Annotated in this window: 16 protein-coding genes; 12 read left to right on the forward strand and 4 right to left on the reverse strand. The window is 64.8% G+C overall.

Features of this window, described 5'->3' with window-relative positions:
• Positions 1-24: 24 nt before the first annotated feature.
• Positions 25-2370, reverse strand: coding sequence for an aldehyde dehydrogenase family protein (locus tag ACGYK9_RS09345; RefSeq protein ID WP_394409883.1), 2346 nt, complete (start codon positions 2368-2370; stop codon positions 25-27).
• 44 nt (positions 2371-2414) lie between these two features.
• Positions 2415-3428 carry a deoxyribose-phosphate aldolase gene (gene deoC, locus ACGYK9_RS09350; protein ID WP_394409886.1) on the reverse strand — a complete coding sequence of 338 codons (1014 nt, stop codon included), beginning with the start codon at positions 3426-3428 and terminating at the stop codon, positions 2415-2417.
• Positions 3429-3605: 177 nt separating this feature from the next.
• Here deoC and ACGYK9_RS09355 point away from each other — a divergent pair, with 177 nt between their 5' ends.
• The 12 genes from ACGYK9_RS09355 to ACGYK9_RS09410 all read left to right on the forward strand — a co-directional run bounded on the left by ACGYK9_RS09355 (position 3606) and on the right by ACGYK9_RS09410 (position 16726).
• On the forward strand, positions 3606-4595 hold the full coding sequence (locus tag ACGYK9_RS09355) for a metal ABC transporter solute-binding protein, Zn/Mn family (protein WP_394409889.1): 990 nt from the start codon (positions 3606-3608) through the stop codon (positions 4593-4595).
• Between the two features lie 3 nt (positions 4596-4598).
• Positions 4599-5393 carry a metal ABC transporter ATP-binding protein gene (locus ACGYK9_RS09360; RefSeq protein WP_394409892.1) on the forward strand — a complete coding sequence of 265 codons (795 nt, stop codon included), beginning with the start codon at positions 4599-4601 and terminating at the stop codon, positions 5391-5393.
• On the forward strand, positions 5390-6595 hold the full coding sequence (locus ACGYK9_RS09365; RefSeq protein WP_067266713.1) for a metal ABC transporter permease: 1206 nt from the start codon (positions 5390-5392) through the stop codon (positions 6593-6595). The genes ACGYK9_RS09360 and ACGYK9_RS09365 overlap by 4 nt, the downstream gene beginning before the upstream one ends.
• A complete protein-coding gene (locus ACGYK9_RS09370) occupies positions 6592-7521 on the forward strand; it encodes a metal ABC transporter permease (RefSeq protein ID WP_394408699.1) in 930 nt (309 codons plus the stop codon). The genes ACGYK9_RS09365 and ACGYK9_RS09370 overlap by 4 nt, the downstream gene beginning before the upstream one ends.
• A 296-nt stretch (positions 7522-7817) precedes the next feature.
• Entirely contained in the window at positions 7818-9707 is a 1890-nt protein-coding gene (mutL, locus tag ACGYK9_RS09375) for a DNA mismatch repair endonuclease MutL (protein ID WP_394409896.1), read from the forward strand.
• Positions 9704-10948 (forward strand): DNA recombination protein RmuC, encoded by a 1245-nt coding sequence (locus tag ACGYK9_RS09380; RefSeq protein ID WP_394409898.1) that lies wholly within the window; start codon positions 9704-9706, stop codon positions 10946-10948. The genes mutL and ACGYK9_RS09380 overlap by 4 nt, the downstream gene beginning before the upstream one ends.
• A complete protein-coding gene (locus ACGYK9_RS09385) occupies positions 10949-11962 on the forward strand; it encodes a pyridoxal-phosphate dependent enzyme (RefSeq protein WP_394409901.1) in 1014 nt (337 codons plus the stop codon).
• A 136-nt stretch (positions 11963-12098) separates the two neighbouring features.
• Positions 12099-13418 (forward strand): NAD(P)/FAD-dependent oxidoreductase, encoded by a 1320-nt coding sequence (locus ACGYK9_RS09390; RefSeq protein WP_394409904.1) that lies wholly within the window; start codon positions 12099-12101, stop codon positions 13416-13418.
• Complete coding sequence (locus tag ACGYK9_RS09395) at positions 13415-14203, forward strand: DUF1365 domain-containing protein (RefSeq protein ID WP_394409907.1); 789 nt, start codon at positions 13415-13417, stop codon at positions 14201-14203. Before ACGYK9_RS09390 ends, ACGYK9_RS09395 begins: the two co-directional genes overlap by 4 nt.
• Positions 14200-15435 carry an MFS transporter gene (locus ACGYK9_RS09400; RefSeq protein ID WP_394409910.1) on the forward strand — a complete coding sequence of 412 codons (1236 nt, stop codon included), beginning with the start codon at positions 14200-14202 and terminating at the stop codon, positions 15433-15435. The genes ACGYK9_RS09395 and ACGYK9_RS09400 overlap by 4 nt, the downstream gene beginning before the upstream one ends.
• On the forward strand, positions 15432-15998 hold the full coding sequence (locus tag ACGYK9_RS09405; protein WP_067267771.1) for a DUF3833 family protein: 567 nt from the start codon (positions 15432-15434) through the stop codon (positions 15996-15998). Before ACGYK9_RS09400 ends, ACGYK9_RS09405 begins: the two co-directional genes overlap by 4 nt.
• Positions 15995-16726, forward strand: a complete 732-nt coding sequence (locus ACGYK9_RS09410; protein ID WP_394409913.1) for an SDR family NAD(P)-dependent oxidoreductase — start codon at positions 15995-15997, stop codon at positions 16724-16726. The genes ACGYK9_RS09405 and ACGYK9_RS09410 overlap by 4 nt, the downstream gene beginning before the upstream one ends.
• A 3-nt stretch (positions 16727-16729) precedes the next feature.
• Here the strand turns inward: ACGYK9_RS09410 and ACGYK9_RS09415 are convergent, their stop codons facing one another.
• Together ACGYK9_RS09415 and ACGYK9_RS09420 are read right to left on the reverse strand one after the other, a co-directional pair.
• A complete protein-coding gene (locus ACGYK9_RS09415) occupies positions 16730-17785 on the reverse strand; it encodes a saccharopine dehydrogenase (RefSeq protein ID WP_394409916.1) in 1056 nt (351 codons plus the stop codon).
• Positions 17782-18405 carry a glutathione S-transferase family protein gene (locus tag ACGYK9_RS09420; RefSeq protein WP_394409919.1) on the reverse strand — a complete coding sequence of 208 codons (624 nt, stop codon included), beginning with the start codon at positions 18403-18405 and terminating at the stop codon, positions 17782-17784. The genes ACGYK9_RS09415 and ACGYK9_RS09420 overlap by 4 nt, the downstream gene beginning before the upstream one ends.
• Positions 18406-18412 lie beyond the last annotated feature (7 nt).

Consider the following 18412-nt stretch of genomic DNA (forward strand, 5'->3'; position numbering starts at 1 on the left):
TCTGCATAGGCCGGGCGGTGGGCGTTATTCGCCGTAGGGCACCCAGATGTTCTTGACCTCGGTCGCGGCCTGTAGGAAGTCGCGCCCCGCGCCCTCGGCCCCGAACCAATCCCGCGCCATGCCATGGTTGACCCAGCTGCGTTTGATGTTGCTCGCGGCCCCTTTCTCGACAATGCCGGAAAGCGCCGCGGCGCCGAAGGACCAGACCGCATCCACATCCATATGACGCGCCATCGCCTCGGCCAGATCCGCCTGTGGCCCGGTCAGGATATTCACCACGCCCGCGGGCACATCCGATGTCTCAAGCACCTGAACGAAGTCCGTCGCCGCCAGCGGGAAGGGTTCGGACGCCGAGAGGATCACCCGGTTACCCATGGCGATGGCGGGGGCCATGCAAGAGATCAGCCCCAGCAAAGGCGCCTCGGCAGGGCAAAGCGCGCCGATCACACCCACGGGTTCCTTCATCGCCAGCGCCACACCACGGATCGGCACCCCGTGCACCTGTCCGTCGTATTTGTCGGCCCAAGCGGCATAGGTGAAAAGCCGGTCGATGGCCGCATCGACCTCCCTACGGCCCGTCTTCGTGCCCTGCATCGCATCGAGACGTGCTGCGAATTCATCCCCCCGTGCCGAAAGGTTCTCGGCAATGTAGTACAGGATCTGCGCCCGCAGATGGCCGGTGGTTTTCGACCAGCCCTTCGCCGCATGCGCCGCCTCGACGGCATTGCGGACGTCCTTGCGATTGGCGAGGCTCACATGCCCTAACAGCCCGCCGGATTTGCCCCAGACCGGCGCGGAATAGCCCCCATCGGGCCGCGCTTGCTTGCCACCGATATAGAGCTTCGCAGTCCGGTCGATCCCGTCCTCCGGCGCGCCCTCACCTGAGAAAGCTTCGATCTCTTTCAAGGGCTTCGCGGAGGTCTTGGGCTTGGTATAGCCCGCCAGACCTTCCCAGCCACCCTCGCGGCCAAAGCCGCTCTCACGCTTGCCGCCAAAACCAGTGGCTGCGTCCATCATATTGGTGCCGTTGACCCAGACAATCCCGGTCTCCAACTGCGGCGCGATGTCGAGGGCGAGGTTCACATTCTCGGTCCAGACCGTCGCCGCCAGCCCATAGCGCGTGTTGTTGGCCAACTGCACCGCCTCGCCGGGCGTGCGGAAGGTGGTCGAGACCAGAACTGGCCCAAAAATCTCCTCCTGCATCAGCCGATCGGCGGGGTTCAGCCCGGTGATCAGCGTCGGCGGATAGAAACAGCCATTCTCCGGCATCTCCCCCGGCGTCACGAAACGCTCACCGGCGGTATTGGCCTCGACCATCTCGCTCACGCGCTTGTATTGCACCGGGTCGACCAGCGCGCCCACATCGATGCTTTTGTCCAAGGGGTCGCCAACGCGCAGCTTCTCCATCCGCGCACGCAGCTTGGCATAGAACCGATCCGCGACCGGCTCATGCACCAGCAAGCGCGACCCGGCACAGCAGACCTGACCCTGATTGAACCAGATCGCATCGACCAATCCTTCGACAGCGCTGTCCAGATCGGCATCGTCGAAAACGATGTAGGGCGATTTGCCACCCAACTCCAAGGTCAACGCCTTGCCGGACCCCGCCGTCGCCTCGCGAATGCGGCGGCCAACGGCGGTGGAGCCGGTAAAGGCGATCTTGTCGATATCCTCATGGCCGACGATCATCTCGCCCACGGTACCATCGCCCGTCACGATGTTGACCACACCCTTGGGCAGCCCCGCCTGACGGCAGATATCGGCAAACAAAAGCGCGGTCAGCGAAGTGTATTCCGCAGGTTTCAACACCACGGTATTTCCCATCGCCAGCGCGGGCGCGATCTTCCACGCCAGCATCAGCAGGGGGAAGTTCCACGGGATGATCTGCCCGCAAACCCCAAGCGCCTGCGCATCGGGCAGTTCGCTCTCCATCAACTGCGCCATGCCCGCGTGATAATAGAAATGCCGCTGCGCCAAGGGCACGTCGATATCGCGCGCCTCGCGAATGGGCTTGCCGTTGTCCAAAACCTCCAAGACCGCAAACAGCCGCGCGTGTTTCTGCAACAGCCGCGCCAGCGCATAGATATGCCGCGCCCGGCCATGGCCGCCAAGCTTCTCCCACTTGGGCTGCGCCTTGCGCGCCGCCTTCACGGCGGCATCCACATCGCCCTGCGACGCCTGCGTCAAACTGGCCAAGACCTCACCCGTCGCCGGGTTCGTGCTGTCAAACCCCGCCCCCGGTGCGGTGAAGGCGCCATCGATGAAATGGCCAAACCGCCCGCCCTGATCGACGATCCACGCCAGCGCATCTGCCGCCGATTCCGGGGCTGGCCCGTATTCCATGCTTTCGAATATGTCGGACACGCTCATGCCTTCATCCTTTTCCAAATACCTTCCCGCAGCCTGCAACAGGCTCAGGCGGTCGCGTGGCGGTAAGCCGCCGAATAATTGCCGGTCACATGATGCTCCAACTGCCGCTCGATATCGCCCAAGAGCGAGGACGCCCCAAAGCGGAACAGGTCAGGCTGCAACCAACGGTCGCCCAGCTCTTCCTTCATCAGCGCCAGATAGGTGATCGCATCCTTGGCCTTCGAGATGCCGCCCGCGGGCTTATAGCCCACCCGCACCCCGGTGCGCTCATAATACTCACGGATCGCGCGGATCATCACGAGGCTGACGGGCAGGGTGGCGTTGACGCTTTCCTTGCCGGTCGAGGTCTTGATGAAATCGGCCCCGGCCATCATGCAAACCAGCGACGCGCGGGCCACATTGCGCAGTGATCCCAATTCGCCGGTGGCGAGGATCGCCTTCACATGGGCCTCGCCGCAGGCCTCGCGGAAGGCGCGCATCTCATCGTAAAGCGCCTGCCAGTCGCCCGAGAGCACATGACGGCGCGAGATCACGATGTCGATCTCACTCGCACCGGCCTCAACACTCATCTCGATCTCGCGAATGCGCAGCTCCAAGGGCGACAGCCCTGCCGGGAACCCGGTTGAGACGGCGGCGATGGGAATGTTCGTGCCCTCCAGCGCGCGCCGCGCGGCGGGGATCATCTCGTGATAGACGCAGACCGCGCCGGTGGTGATCGGCGCCATGCCAAGCGCCTCAAGCAGATCGGGCGCAATCGGTTGGCGCGCCTTGGCGCAAAGCCGCTCGACCCGGCGTGCGGTGTCGTCGCCCGAAAGGGTCGTCAGGTCGATACAGGTCACCGCGCGCAGCAGCCACGCGGCTTGGTGGTCCTTTTTCAGCGAACGGCGGGCGGGCAGGGCGGCGGCGCGGCGCTCGATCGCCGAGGTATTCGCCTGCACCGAGCGCAGCCAGTCCATATCAAGCGGCATCGGTTCGACGCGGGGTTCGGTGACCTGGGGCAGATGGCCCGGCGCGTCGGCCTCTGTCTCACGGTGCTGCGGGGTCGTCTGGGTGGCCATCGGGGTCTCTCCGGTTTGGTCAGGCGCGCAAAATGGCATGGGGCAGGGGCCAAAGCAAGCGACGCTAAACTCGCGTCACCGGTCGAATGCCTCAAAAACAGGCGAAATGTGGAAATTGTTAATGAGAACCATTCGCAACTATTGACTTAATTGAGAATCGTTCTCACTAATACCTCCATGACACATGCATCTGATCCGTTTCGCCCGTCCCGCCGCACCGCTTTGATCGGCAGCCTGAGCGCATTTGCCCTGCTCGGGGCCGCGCCCGCTGCCTTTGCCGCGCCAAAGCTCAACGTCGTTGCGACCACCGGCATGATCGCTGACGCCGCCCGGCGGATCGGTGGCGATCTGGTGGAGGTCCGCTCGCTCATGGGGTCGGGCGTCGATCCGCACAGCTACCGCCAGACGCGCAGCGACATCGTGGCGCTGACCCGGGCCGATCTGGTGCTCTGGCACGGCCTTTACCTTGAGGCGCAGATGGAGCGGTTCTTTGAGGATCTGGGCCGGAAACGCGCCGTGATCGCCGTGGCCGAAGCCCTGCCCAAGGAGGGGCTGCTTAGCCACCCGGATTACGAGGGCCGCTATGACCCGCACGTCTGGATGGACCCGAAAACATGGATCGCCGTCGTCGATGAAGTCACCCGCGCATTGACCAAGGCGCACCCGGCGGGGGCCGAGACCTTTGCCGCGAATGCCAAGACCTACCGCGCGGAACTGGACCAACTCGCCACCTATGCCGCCGAGACCGTGGCGCAGGTGCCCGAAGGCCAGCGTGTCTTGGTCACGGCGCATGACGCTTTCAGCTACTTCGGACGCGCCTTCGGCTTCGAGGTGATCGGCATTCAAGGCATCTCGACCAACAGCGAGGCAGGGCTCAATCGCATCTCTTCGCTGGTCGATGAGCTTGTCGAACGCGAGATCGGCGCGGTTTTCGTCGAAACCTCGGTGTCCGACCGTAACATGCGCGCACTGGTCGAAGGCGCTGCGGCGCGCGGTCATGAGGTCGTGATCGGCGGGTCGCTCTATAGTGACGCCATGGGGGAACCGGGCAGCTATGAGGGCACTTATATCGGTATGATCGATCACAACGTCACCACCATCGCCCGCGCGCTCGGCGCGCCGGTGGATGCGGGCGGGATGAACGGCAAGCTGGTACAGGGAAGCTGATCCATGACACTTGAACTCGCCAGCAGCCGTGACGCCGCGCCCACCTCCCGCGCCGACAGCCCGCTCGCTGTGCGCGGCATGACCGTTTCCTATGGGCAGAAACCTGCGGTTTTTTCGGTCGATATGACCGTTGAGCCAGGCAAGATGACCGCGATCATCGGCCCGAATGGCGCGGGCAAGTCGACTTTGCTCAAGGCTGCTTTGGGCATTCTGACCCCGCTGGCGGGCACCGCCACCGTCTATGGCAAGCCGGTGGCCGAACAACGCCACCGCATCGCCTATGTGCCGCAGCGCGCCAGCGTGGATTGGGATTTCCCGACCCGCGTGATCGACGTGGTGCTGATGGGGCTCTATCCGCAACTGGGCCTGCTGGGCCGCATCCGCCCTGTGCACCGCGCCCGCGCCACCGATTGTCTGGCCCGCGTCGGGATGGAAGATTTCGCCACCCGTCAGATCGGCCAACTGTCAGGCGGCCAGCAGCAGCGGGTGTTCCTTGCGCGGGCCTTGGCGCAGGATGCGGATCTCTACCTGCTCGACGAACCCTTTGCCGGGGTCGATGCGGCAACGGAAAAGGCGATCATCGCGGTGCTGAAATCCCTGCGGGATGCGGGCAAGACGGTCGTCGCCGTGCACCATGATCTGTCCACGGTGCCTGAGTATTTCGACAATGTCTTCCTGATCAACACCCACCGCGTGGCCGAAGGCAGTGTCGCTGAGGTCTTCAAGTCCAACCACCTGCAAGACGCCTATGGCGGGCGTTTGGCGGGCGCGCAGATGGATGCTTTGCAACTGTCATGATCTGGGACGCGCTGACACTGCAACTGGGCTACAACGCCACGCTGGTAACGCTGGGGGCCACACTTTTGGGCATGGCGGCAGGCGTCGGCGGCACATTCTTGTTTCTGCGCAAACGGGCGTTGGTGAGCGATGCGATTTCGCATGCGACACTGCCCGGCGTGGCGTTGGCCTTCATGGTGATGGTCGCTTTGGGCGGCGATGGGCGCAACCTGATCGGCCTGCTGTTGGGGGCCGCGCTGTCGGCGGGGGTGGGGCTGCTCTTGGTCTCATGGCTCAGCAACCGCACGCGACTGGCCGAAGATGCGGCGATCGGGTCGGTCCTGTCGGTTTTCTTTGGGCTGGGCATCGTGTTGCTGACCGTGATCCAGACCATGAGCGCCGGACGGCAGGCGGGGCTGGAGGATTTCCTTTTGGGCTCCACCGCCGGGATGCTGCGCAGCGATGCTTTGATCATCGCCGTGGCGGCGGCGCTGACGCTGGCGCTGGTGTTGCTCTTGCGCCGCCCGCTGACGCTGGCCTCCTTCGATCCTGAATATGGCACCGCCATCGGGCAGAACGTGCCGCGCACGGATCTGGCGATGATGGGGCTGGTGCTGGCCGTGACGGTTGTCGGGCTCAAGATCGTGGGGCTGATCCTGATCGTAGCGCTGCTGATCATCCCGCCCGTGACAGCCCGGTTCTGGAGCGAGCGGACCGACCATGTGGTGCTGATCTCGGGCGCGCTCGGCGGCATTGCGGCCTATATCGGCGCGGCGCTGTCGGCGGCCCAGCCGAACCTGCCGACGGGGCCGATCATCGTTCTGGTGGGCTTCGCGCTCTTTGCGCTGTCGCTGCTGCTGGCACCGGGGCGGGGTGCGCTGTCGGCGCTACTGCGGCACCGGCGCTATCAGCGTCGGGTCCATTTGCGGCAGGGGCTCTTGGCCTTGGCCCATGGGCAGCCGATCTACGAACAACTTACCCTCCGCCTGCTGCGGGCCGAAGGCTACGCCCTGCCCGATGGGGTCGCCACCAAGGCGGGCCGGGGCCGCGCGGCCAAGGCGCTGCGCGATGAAACCCGCTGGCAACTGATCCGCCGCGATCCGGCCTACGAGGCGGCGGCACAGCAATATGATGGTCTGACCCCCATCGAGACAGTGCTGACCGCCGACCAAATCCGCGAAATCGACAGCCGCATCGACATGCGCGGCGGGGTGATGGCATGAACGGTTCCGAATTCGTCCCCCTGTCCTTGGTGCCGATGCTGACGGGCATCTTCGTGGCGGTGGCCTGCGCCTTGCCGGGGAACTTCCTTGTGCTGCGCCGCCAAGCGTTGATCGGCGATGCGATTAGCCATGTGGTGCTGCCGGGGATCGTGGTGGCGTTTCTGCTGACCGGTGTGGTCAGCACTTGGCCGATGCTGCTGGGCGCGGCCGGCGCAGCGTTGGTCGCCGTGCTGGCCATCGAAGGCGTGCGGCGTTTGGGCAAGATCGAATCCGGCGCGGCCATGGGCGTGGTCTTTACCGCGATGTTCGCGGGCGGCGTGCTGCTGCTGGAACAATCCGACACCAGCAATGTGCATCTCGACGTGGAACATGCGCTTTATGGCAATCTCGAAAGCCTGATCTGGCTGGATGCGACCGGCTGGGGGTCGCTACTCGACCCCGAGGCGCTGGCGACCATCCCGGTGGAGCTGCCGCGCATGGCGATCACGTTTCTTTTCGTTGCGCTTTTCACGGCGGTGTTCTGGCGTCCGCTCAAGATCAGCACATTCGACGAAGGCTTTGCCCGCACCATCGGGATGAAGACCGGCCCCTTGGGCCTCGGGCTGGTGATCGTTGCCGCCATTGCCGCCGTGGCCGCCTTTGACGCGGTGGGCAGCATCATCGTGATCGCCATGTTCATCTGCCCGCCCGCTGCGGCGCGGATGATGACCAACCGGCTGGAGCATCAGATTGCATGGTCGGTGGGTTTTGCCACGGTGGCCGCGATTTTGGGCTATGTCTTGGCAGGTTACGGGCCGCTGTGGATTGGACTGCGGGATTCGGTCTCGGCGGCGGGGATGATCGCGACTGTCTCAGGGCTGATCCTTGGCGCCGCGGCAGTGATGGGGCCGCATCGGCATAGAGGTGCCGCCGCGCCCACCGCTTAACCGAATCGCAACGATTCGTTTTATCGGCGACTGATTCGCTTTTGCTTTGACCTGTGATTCGTCCTGCGTCTATACAGGTGGCAAGCTCCGCCGGAGACGACTTGTACCCGGGTCGCCCGCCGCTCTGATAAGACCGGAATAACAAAAGCACCAGTGCGCCGAGTAGCCGACCCAGCAGCGGATCGCCCCACCTTTGGCGGCGGTCCGCTGACTTTCCCCAGAACCTCTGATACCCGGCCCACATAGACGCATTCACATCTGGCAGAATCAAAAGCCGCCATGCTAGGTCTTGCGGTATGCCCAGCCCGACCCCCAATATAAGCGAAGTTCGCCCCGTCATCCGTCAGTTGGACGATTCCGCGATCAACCGCATCGCCGCGGGCGAGGTGGTCGAACGCCCCGCTTCGGCGGTAAAGGAATTGGTCGAGAACGCCATCGACGCGGGCGCGCGGCGCGTCACCGTGGAATATGCCGATGGCGGCAAGACGATGATCCGCGTGACGGACGATGGCTGCGGCATCGCGCCCGAAGATTTGCCGCTGGCCCTGTCGCGCCATGCGACCTCCAAAATCGACGGCTCCGACCTGCTGGATATCCACACCTTCGGCTTCCGCGGCGAGGCGCTGCCCTCGCTCGGCGCTGTCGGGCGGCTCACGATTACCAGCCGCGCGGCTGGGTTCGACGGGGCCGAGATCACCGTCGACGGGGGCCGCATGGGCGAGGTGCGCCCGGCGGCGTTGAACGGCGGCACCATCGTCACCCTGCGCGATCTGTTCTTCGCCACGCCTGCGCGGCTCAAATTCCTGCGCACCGACCGGGCCGAGGCGCAGGCGATTGGCGATGTCATCAAGCGGCTGGCCATGGCCGAGCCTTTCGTGCGTTTCGTGCTGCGCGATGTCTCGGGTGACGGTAAGGGCCGCGATGTGTTCCGCGCCGAGGCCGAGCAGGGCGATCTCTTCGATGCGCTGCATGGCCGTCTGGCGCAGGTGCTGGGCCGGGAGTTTGCCGAGAATGCCCTGCCCATCGACGCCATGCGCGAGGGGCTGCATCTGACCGGTTTCGCTGCCCTGCCGACCTACTCGCGCGGCTCTGCCGTGGCGCAATATCTCTTCGTGAATGGCCGCCCGGTGCGAGACAAACTGCTGACGGGCGCACTGCGCGGCGCCTATTTCGATTTCCTTAGCCGCGACCGTCACCCGGCGGCGGCGCTTTTCGTGGAATGCCCGCCGACGCTGGTCGATGTGAACGTGCATCCCGCGAAATCCGAAGTGCGCTTTCGCGATCCGGGGTTGGCGCGCGGGCTGATCGTCTCGGCCCTGCGCCACGCGCTGGCCGAGGCCGGACACCGCGCCTCGACCACTGTGGCGCAGGCGACCTTGGGCGCGATGCAGCCCGAGCCGCAGGGCGCGCGGGTCTATCAGATGGACCGCGCCGGCATGGACCGCCCCAGCCCCGCCGCACGGGAGGCCGCCTATCAGGCGCAGGCCCCCGGCTTTGCCGAGACCGCAGGCGTTTGGGGCCGGGTGGAGGGCACGCGGCTGCCCGAGACCCCCGCGCAGAGCCATGCCGCCGCCCCCGAAGCCGAAGAGGCCGCGCCCGCCCCCGGCTACCCGCTTGGCACCGCGCGGGGGCAGGTGCACGAAAATTACATCATCGCCCAGACCGCCAATGGCATGGTTATCGTCGATCAGCACGCGGCGCATGAGCGGCTGGTCTATGAGAAGCTCAAGCGGCAGATGAACGAGAACGGCGTCGCGGCCCAAGCGCTGCTGATCCCCGAAATCGTCGAACTGTCCGCCAATGACTGCGCGCGGCTGCTGGAACTGGCGGAGGAGCTTGCGCAACTCGGCCTCGGCATCGAAGCCTTCGGCGGCAGCGCCATCGCGGTGCGCGAGACGCCTGCGATCCTCGGCACCGTCAACGCGCGTGCGCTCATCCTCGACGTGCTCGATGAATTGGCCGAGGGCGAGAGCAGCAACATCGTTCAGGCCAAGATCGAAGCAATCCTGAGCCGGGTGGCTTGTCATGGCTCGATCCGTTCGGGCCGCTGGATGCGCGCCGAAGAGATGAACGCGCTCTTGCGCGAGATGGAGGCGACGCCGCATTCGGGCCAGTGCAACCACGGGCGGCCCACCTATGTCGAACTCAAACTCGCCGACATCGAACGGCTTTTCGGGCGCACTTGATGGAGCTTGGCGGCACGACGTTGAACCTGTCTGACCCTGTAACGCTCTTGGCCCTTGCGGGCGCGGGGCTGCTTTTGCTCATCGTCATCCTGCTGATCATGGCGGTCCGCGCCGCAGGGCGTTCGGCGCGTGTGGCCGCCCCCTTGGCGCAGCAGATGCGGGTGCTTGGCGGCCATGTGCAGCAATTGGGGCAGGGGCAAGAGCAGTTGCGGGGTGGCTTGCAAATGGTCTCGGAGACACAAAGCAATACCCAAGCGCAGATGATGCAGACGATGGAAGCGCGGCTGGCCTATGTGCAGCAGCAGATGCAGGACCGTCTGGCCGACAACGCCGCCCGCTCGGCCCGCTCGCTGGCCGAGATGCAGCAGCGCATGACCGAGACGCTGCACGGCTCGTCCAAACGCACCACCTCCAGCCTTGCGCAGTTGCAGGAACGGCTCGCCTCCATCGACAAGGCGCAGGACAATATCACCAAACTGTCGGGCGACGTGCTGTCGCTGCAAGACATCCTGAGCAACAAGCAGACGCGCGGGTCTTTCGGGGAAATCCAACTGCGCGACATCGTGTCGAAAGCGCTGCCCTCGGACAGCTATTCGCTGCAAGCCACGCTTAGCAACGGCAAGCGGCCGGACTGCCTGATCCACCTGCCGAACCCGCCGGGGCCGATCGTGATCGACAGTAAATTCCCGTTGGAAGCCTATGAGGCCCTGCGCCGCGCCAAGACCGAAGCCGAGACCCGCGCCGCCGCCCAGCAGATGAAGACCGCCGTGCGGGTGCACCTCAACGCCATCGCCGACAAATACATTCTGGAGGGGGAGACGGCGGAAGGCGCCTTGATGTTCCTGCCCTCCGAGGCGGTCTATGCCGAGTTGCACGCAAATTTTTCCGAACTCGTGCGCGAAGGCTTTGAGAAACGTGTCTGGATCGTCAGCCCGACCACCTGCATGGCCACGCTCAACACCATGCGCGCCATTCTGAAAGACGCGCGGATGCGCGAACAGGCAGGGGCGATCCGCAAGGAGTTGGGCAATCTGAACAAGGATGTCGAACGTCTGGCGACGCGGGTGGGCAACCTCGACCGGCATTTCACCCAAGCGCGGCGGGACGTGGAAGAGATCAAAGTCAGCAGCGAAAAAGCCGCCAAACGCGCGGGGCGTTTGCATAATTTCGACTTCGAAGAACTGGCAGAAGCCAAAACCGAGGCTATTGTTCCCCTAAGGACACCCGAAGGGAACGGCTGAATGAACGACGTGGACATTACCGGGATGACGCTGGAGGCGATTCAGACGCGGGCCGCCGCGTTGCGCAGCGATATCTTGCAAACGCCGGTGGTGACGCTGTCTTCTCCCATGGTCGACGAGGTGCTGGGCGGCGCGCGGGTCGCGCTCAAACTGGAGTGTTTCCAGCATACCGGCACCTTCAAGGCCCGCGGCGCGCTGTCGGTGGCGCGACAGCTTGACGATGACACCCGCGGGCGCGGGATCACCGCGGCCAGCGCGGGCAACCACGCCATCGCCGCAGGCTGGGCCGCGGCCAAACTGGGCATCAGCGCCAAAGTCGTGATGCAGGACAATGCCAACCCTTTTCGCATCGCCCTCGCCCGTGCCACCGGGGCCGAGGTCATCCTGAAACCCGCCGGGCAAGAGACCTTTGCCGAGGCCGAGCGGTTGGTGCGCGAAGAGGGGCGGTTCTTTATCCATCCTTTCGAGGGGCTGCACACCTCGCTCGGCACCGCCGGGGTGGGGCTGGAACTGATGGCGCAGGTGGCGGATTTGGACGCGGTCGTCGTATCTGTCGGCGGTGGCGGGCTGATCAGTGGTATCGCCGCCGCGGTCAAGGCGATCAATCCCGCTTGCCGGGTCTATGGCGTGGAGCCCGAAGGGGCTGACAGCATGTCGCAAAGCCTTGCCTCCGGCGCGCCGGTGACGATCCCCGAGGCCAACACAATCGCCGACAGCCTTGGCCCGCCGATGGCGCTGCCTTTCGGCCATGCGCTTTGCGCGGTCTATGTCGATGACGTGGTGACGGTCAGCGACGATGCGATCTGCGCCGGGATGGTGGTGCTGCAACAGGCGGCGAAACTGGCGGTGGAACCTGCCGCCGGGGCCGCGATGGCGGGGGCGATCGGCCCCCTGCGCGGGCAACTGTCAGGGCGGCGGGTCGGCGTGATCGTCTGCGGGGCCAATATCGACACCGACAGCTATTTGGGCCAACTCAGCCGCGGGCAAGCGGCGCTCGACAGCCTGCTGTCCTAGTGCCCTCCAAGGGGCTTTGCACGTGGTCGCGGTGCTGCGTGCATTTTCCAAGAAAATCTATCGGGCGCTGCAACTTTAACTCCCCTTTACCCGTGGGTGCCCCATATCCAAAGTTCCGGACCAAAGCAGGACGCCTATGCCTTTTGAAGCTCTGAACGACAGTACCCTCCCCCCACAGCCGCTTGGGCGGCGTGTCGCCGTGATTGGCGGCGGGATTTCCGGCATGGGGGCGGCGCATATGTTGGCACCTGCGGACCGCGTCACCCTCTATGAGGCGGGGGCCAAGATCGGCGGCCATGCGCGGACGGTGATCGCGGGCAAGAATGGCGATCAGCCGGTCGATACCGGTTTCATCGTGTTCAACTATGCCAACTACCCGCATCTTGCGGCGCTCTTTGCGGAGTTGGACGTGCCGGTCGTACCCTCGAACATGAGCTTCGGCGCGTCGATTGATGGCGGGCGGCTGGAATATGCGCTGACCAATTTCAACGCCGTCTTCGCGCAGAAACGCAATATGTTCAGCCCGCCGTTTCTGCGGATGCTGCGCGACATCGTGCATTTCAACAAGAACGCGCTGGCGGTGTCGCGCGACCCGTCGATGACCATCGCGGAGTTTCTCGACCAGCTGGGCACCGGGCCATATTTCCGCGACTTCTACCTGTCGCCCCTGTCGGGTGCGATCTGGTCTACGCCGACGGAAAAGATCATGGATTTCCCCGCCCATGCCATGGTCAATTTCTTCGAGAACCACGCGCTGTTGAACTATTCCGGCCAGCATCAGTGGTACACGGTAAAGGGCGGCTCGCGCCAATATGTCGACCGGTTGGAGAGTGCCCTGCGCGCCAAAGGTGTCGACCTGCGCACCGACAGCCCTGTGCAGGCGGTGCGCCGCACGGCGCAGGGGGCCGAGGTCCGCGCCTATGGCGGGGAGTGGGAGACTTTCGACGAGGTGATCTTTGCCACCCATTCCGACGACACGCTGGCGATGCTTTCCGATCCGACGGAGGCTGAACAACGCGCCCTCGGCGCCATCCGCTACCAGCCCAATGACATCGTGCTGCATGCCGATACCAATATCATGCCCAAGCGGCGCTCCACTTGGGCGTCATGGGTCTATACCGAGGATCGCGAGCAGAAGTCCGACCGGATCGACCTGACCTATTGGATGAACTCGCTGCAACCGATCCCGCAGGACGATCCGCATTTTGTCACGCTCAATACCAAACGCACCATCCGCGAGGAGTTGATTTACGACCAAGTCACTCTGCGCCATCCGGTCTACGACCTTGCCGCCTTGGCCGCGCAGGAGGAGGTGCGTGCTTTTAATGGCAGCCATAACACATGGTTCTGCGGCGCATGGCTGCGCAATGGTTTCCACGAAGACGGGCTGGCCAGCGCGGTGGATGTGGTCGAACGGATGCAAGCCGCGCGGGCGGCGCCCTTGGCGGCGGAGTGACGGCTCAGGTCGATCATATCCGCGGCCAGACCTTCCATGGCCGCAAGGGCGCGGTCGAGAACCGTTTCCGCTATTCGGTCGACTATGTGATCTGCGACGCCGAGGCGGAGGCGCTGGCGGCGCCTGCGCTTTTCGCCCGCAATGGTGCGAATGTGACCAGCCTGCACGACAGCGACCATGGCGGCGCGCCGGGGCAAGGGCGCGGCGCCCCTTGGGTGCGCGAGGTTTTGGCGGCGCATGACATCACCGGGGTCGCACGGATCGAACTGTTGGCACAGCCGCGGGTGCTGGGCCATGTCTTCAACCCGGTCAGCTTTTGGCTCTGCCGTCGGGCCGATGATGCGCTGATCGCCGTGATCGCCGAGGTCACGAATACCTATGGCGACCGGCATTCCTATCTCTGCCATCACCCCGATCTGCGCCCCATCGCGCCCGAGGATCGCTTGCGGGCCGCAAAGCTCATGCATGTCTCGCCCTTTCAGGACATCTCGGGCGGCTATGTCTTTCGCTTTGACATCAGTGCTGAGCGGATCGGCATCTGGATCGATTTCTCGGATGGGGAGAACGGGTTGATCGCCACCTTGACCGGGCCGCGTGCGCCGCTGACCAATGGCCGTATCCTATGGTCGCTGCTGCGCCGCCCCTTTGGGGCGCGGCGGGTGCTGGCGCTGATCCATTGGCAGGCGCTGAAGCTCTGGCTCAAGGGGGCGGGGTTCCGCAACCGCCCCGAGGCACCGCAGGTCGAGGTTTCCCGCGATGCGGCCCATGGCGCGGGCGGGCGATGAGGGCGCGCGCGGCCCGGCTGCCCGCCTATGCGCTTTTCGCCGCATTGCTCGCCGCGGCGGGGCTGCCAATCTACATTCACGCGCCGAAGTTCTATGTCGATGAATATGGGGTTTCGCTGACGGCGCTTGGCTCTGTGCTTTTTGGATTGCGGCTGTTGGACGTGGTGCAAGACCCCGCGCTCGGATGGCTGGCCCAAGCGCTGCGCCACAAACGCGGGCTGGCGGTGACGGTGGCGGGGGCGGTGATGGCGCTGGCGATGCTGGGGCTTTTCGCGGTGCCCGCGCCAATGGCGCCCGTGCTGTGGTTCGCCCTGATGCTGACGCTGGTCTTCTCGGCCTTCAGCTTTCTGACCATCTGTTTTTATGCCCAAGGGGTGGCCAAGGCCGACAGCCTGCCGGGGGCCGGACATTTGACGTTGGCCCGATGGCGCGAGACCGGGGCGCTTTTGGGCGTCTGTCTGGCCTCGGTTGCGCCCCTGCTGTTGGGCTTGGCGCTGGATCGCCCCTTTGCTGGTTTCGCGGTGGGCTTCGCGGTTCTGGCGCTCTGGGCTTTGGTGGCGATGCGCAGGGAGTGGCGGGCGACAGGGCTGCCGGGGGCGAGCGGTTTCGGCACCGTCTTGCGTGACGGGCAGGCGCGGCGGCTGTTGCTGATCGCACTGGTCAATGCCGCCCCGGTGGCCGTGACCTCAACCCTGTTTCTCTTCTACGTCGAACTGGCGCTTGAGGCACCGGGATGGGAGGGGCCGCTCTTGCTGCTGTTTTTCATCGCGGCGGCGGCGGCAGCACCGCTTTGGGGGATGCTGGCCGAACGCCACGGCCCGCGCCGGGTGCTCTTGGCGGCGATGGCCTTGGGCATCGCGGCTTTCGGCGGGGCGCTGTTTCTGGGTCCGGGGGATGTGGTGCTGTTCGCCTTGGTCTGTCTGGCTTCCGGCGCGGTCTTGGGAGCCGACCTCACCCTACTGCCTGCCATGTTCGCCAGCCGCATGGCGCAGATCTCTCCCTCGGCGGCCGAAGGCTTTGGCCTTTGGTCTTTCGTGTCCAAGCTGACCTTGGCTTTCGCGGCGGCGGCCCTACTTCCCGCACTAGAAGGTGCAGGGTTGCAGACCGCGACGGGAACCAGTTCCGACACATCCATCTCCCTGTTGATCTGGTTCTATGCCGGTGTACCTTGCGCCCTGAAATTGCTGGCGATCGCTCTGCTCGCCAGTGCAAAAGACGTGGAGATATCGTGACAGAGCCGCTGATCTTTATCGCTGTCGGGCTGGGCCTTGGTCTATTGCTCACCTTCCTGCGCCGCCGGTTGGGGGAGTTTCACGGGCAATCGCCCAGCGACTATGTGGATTCCTTCCCCGTCTTCGACCTGCGTTTGCATCTGCGCGATGAGATGATCTGCGAGGGCGTGATTTTCGGCCCCCTTGGTCGGGTCACCAGCAGTTTCACGGCCAAGTTCGACGTGTCTTGGGAGGGCGATGTCGCCACGGTTGCCGAGAGTTTTCGCTATAACGATGGTTCGCGTCAGCAGCGCGAATGGACCGTGACACTGGGCGAGAATGGCCGTTTCACCAGCACCGCGCCGGATGTGATCGGGGTGGGGCAGGGCGTTCAGGCTGGTCCGACATTGCAGTTGCGCTATCGTATCCAACTGCCCGAGGAACTGGGCAGCCATGTGCTGAAAACCGTCGATTGGATGTATCTCACCCCCGATGGCACCATCGTCAATCGCAGCCAGTTTCGGAAGTTCGGGATCAAAGTAGCAGAATTGGTCGCCACCCTGCGACCGACGGAGGAAAGATGAAAGACTGGCAAGGCAAGACCTATTGGCTGGTGGGCGCGAGCGACGGGCTTGGCGCGGCACTGGCGCATCAGCTGAGCCGCACCGGGGCCGAGGTGATCCTCTCTGCCCGGTCCGAAGACAAGCTGACCGAACTCGCGCAGGCGCTGCCGGGGCGGGCACGGGTGCGGGTCATGGATGTGACCGATGACGAAGACGTCGCACAGGCGGCGAAGGATGTGGGGCCAATCGACGGGCTGGTCTATCTGGCGGGGGCCTATTGGCCCTTTGGCGCGCAGGAGTGGGACGCGAAACATGGGGTAACGATGGCCGATGTGAACTTCACCGGCTTGATGCGGGTCTTGGGGCAGGTGGTGCCTCAGATGGTCGCCTGCGATCACGGGCATATCGTCATCACCTCAAGTCTGACCGCCTATCGCGGGCTGCCCGGCTCCATCGGCTATACGGCCTCCAAGGCGGCGACGCTGTCGCTGGCGGAATGCATGCATGCCGATCTGCGCAAGACCGGCGTGCAGGTGCAGGCGATCAACCCGGGCTTTATCAAGACCCAGTTGACCGACAAGAACGATTTCAAAATGCCCTTTTTAATGGAGCCCGATGACGCCGCGCGCCGCGTCTTCGAGCATATGAACAGCGACAGTTTTAAACTGGACTTCCCTTACGGTTTCTCACTGCTGTTCCGTTTGGGGCGCTTCCTGCCGGATTGGCTGTATTACCGGTTCTTTTCCTGAAGGTCAGACCTCGGCGACATGCTGATCGAACAGATCTCGCGCGCGTTGCCAGACGGCATGATCCGTCTCCGGCAGCGCCTGCAGGGTCGGCAGCAACTGGCCCGCGAAATCCTCTGAGCTTTCGCGCGGCAGCATGGACGGCAGGTTGTCGATGGCCATGACATCCAGCGGCGGCGCGTCATGTACGCGCAGCGCTGGCTCCGCCCAAGTGGTCGCGCGGTCATAGACCTGCACCGGGTTGAAAGCGCTGTCGGGGTCGCAGGCGATGTCGCCAATCACGCGCAGGGCACGCTCGGCCTGAGGAGCATCGGGGCGGACGAAGGCGGGGGTGTCTGGCCCTGCGAGGATGCAGTTGAAGAAATAGGCGTGGTCGAGGATTTCGGGGAAGGGTCCGCCGTGGGCGGTCTCTGCCATGTCCCAACCGGTGACGGGGATGCCAAGTGCCGCGCAAAGATCGCTCGCCCCGCGTCCCACCCGGCCCAAGGCCCCGATCACGAGCGCGCGGTCGCCGCTCGCGTCGACTTGGGCGAGTTCTTTGCTCAATGCGGCTTTCAGCGCTTCGGCGTCAGGGTAGGGCGCGACGGGCCCGCAAGTCTCCCCGCGCAGCTGCGCGATGCGGCATTTGACCGAGACGGCCGCTCCCGCGAAACCCGCCCAATAGCCAAAGGCGGCAACGCGGCGACCAGTGTCATCGGTCAGGTACTCCAAATCCAGCAGCGTGCCGCCGCCCGCCTTGAACCGCTGCAACAGTTTGCGGCCCGAGGATTGGCCCTTGTAGGCATGGCCGAACATGATGTGCGTATGCGGCAGGGGCGTGCCGTCTTGGGGTAGTTCCTTGAGGCCAAAGATCACCGCATCGCGCGGGGCGTCGGGCCAGCTATGGGCCGGAACGATCTCGCACCCCGCCTGCGCATAGGCGGCGGTGGGGATCACGCGGCTGTCGCTGTCTTCGACGCTCACCTTCATGCCGGATGCGATCAGCGCGGCGGCCCCTTCGGGCGTCAGCCCGGTGCGGGTCTCATTGTCGCGCTGCTCGGCGCGGAGCCATAGGTGGGTCATGCCAAAAGTCCTTTCGCGCGCATGGTCTTGACGCTGTCGCGGTCTTCCATCCGGGCGGCGAAGGCGTCGAGCCGTGGGTAGGCCGCGCGGTCGACCCCGTCACCGGCCAGCCACCCCGAGACGACAAAGAGATAGGGATCGGCCAGCGTTAGGGCATCGCCCGCCACGAAGTCACCCCGGAAGGCGTGGTTCTCGATATAGGCGGCGCAATCGGCCATGGTCTGCGGCACCTTGGCTTTCATATCGTCAAAGCTGGATTGCTGATCGGCCCAGCGGTGGCCGCGCATCTTATGCGCGTGGGCCACATGCATGGTCGAGGCGAGGTAGTACATCACCCCGCGCATATGCGCCGCGCGTTCAGGGTCGGCAGGGACCAGCCCTGCATCGGGCGCGCGGGCGGCGACATAGTCCAACAGCGCGCCGGTCTCGGTCAGGGCGCTGCCCGCTTCGGTCACGAGGGTCGGCACGCGGCCCTTGGGGTTCAGCGCCAGATAGGGTGCTGCGGTCTGTTCGGCGCTGGCGAAATCGACCTTCACCGGCTCATAGGCCAGCCCCGCTTCTTCGAGGGCGATGGCAACGGCAACCGAGATCGTGCCGGGGGCGTAGTGAAGTTTCAGCATGGGTCAG

The organism is Sulfitobacter sp. 1A15258 (assembly GCF_043557045.1).
GTDB classification, from domain to species: domain Bacteria; phylum Pseudomonadota; class Alphaproteobacteria; order Rhodobacterales; family Rhodobacteraceae; genus Sulfitobacter; species Sulfitobacter faviae.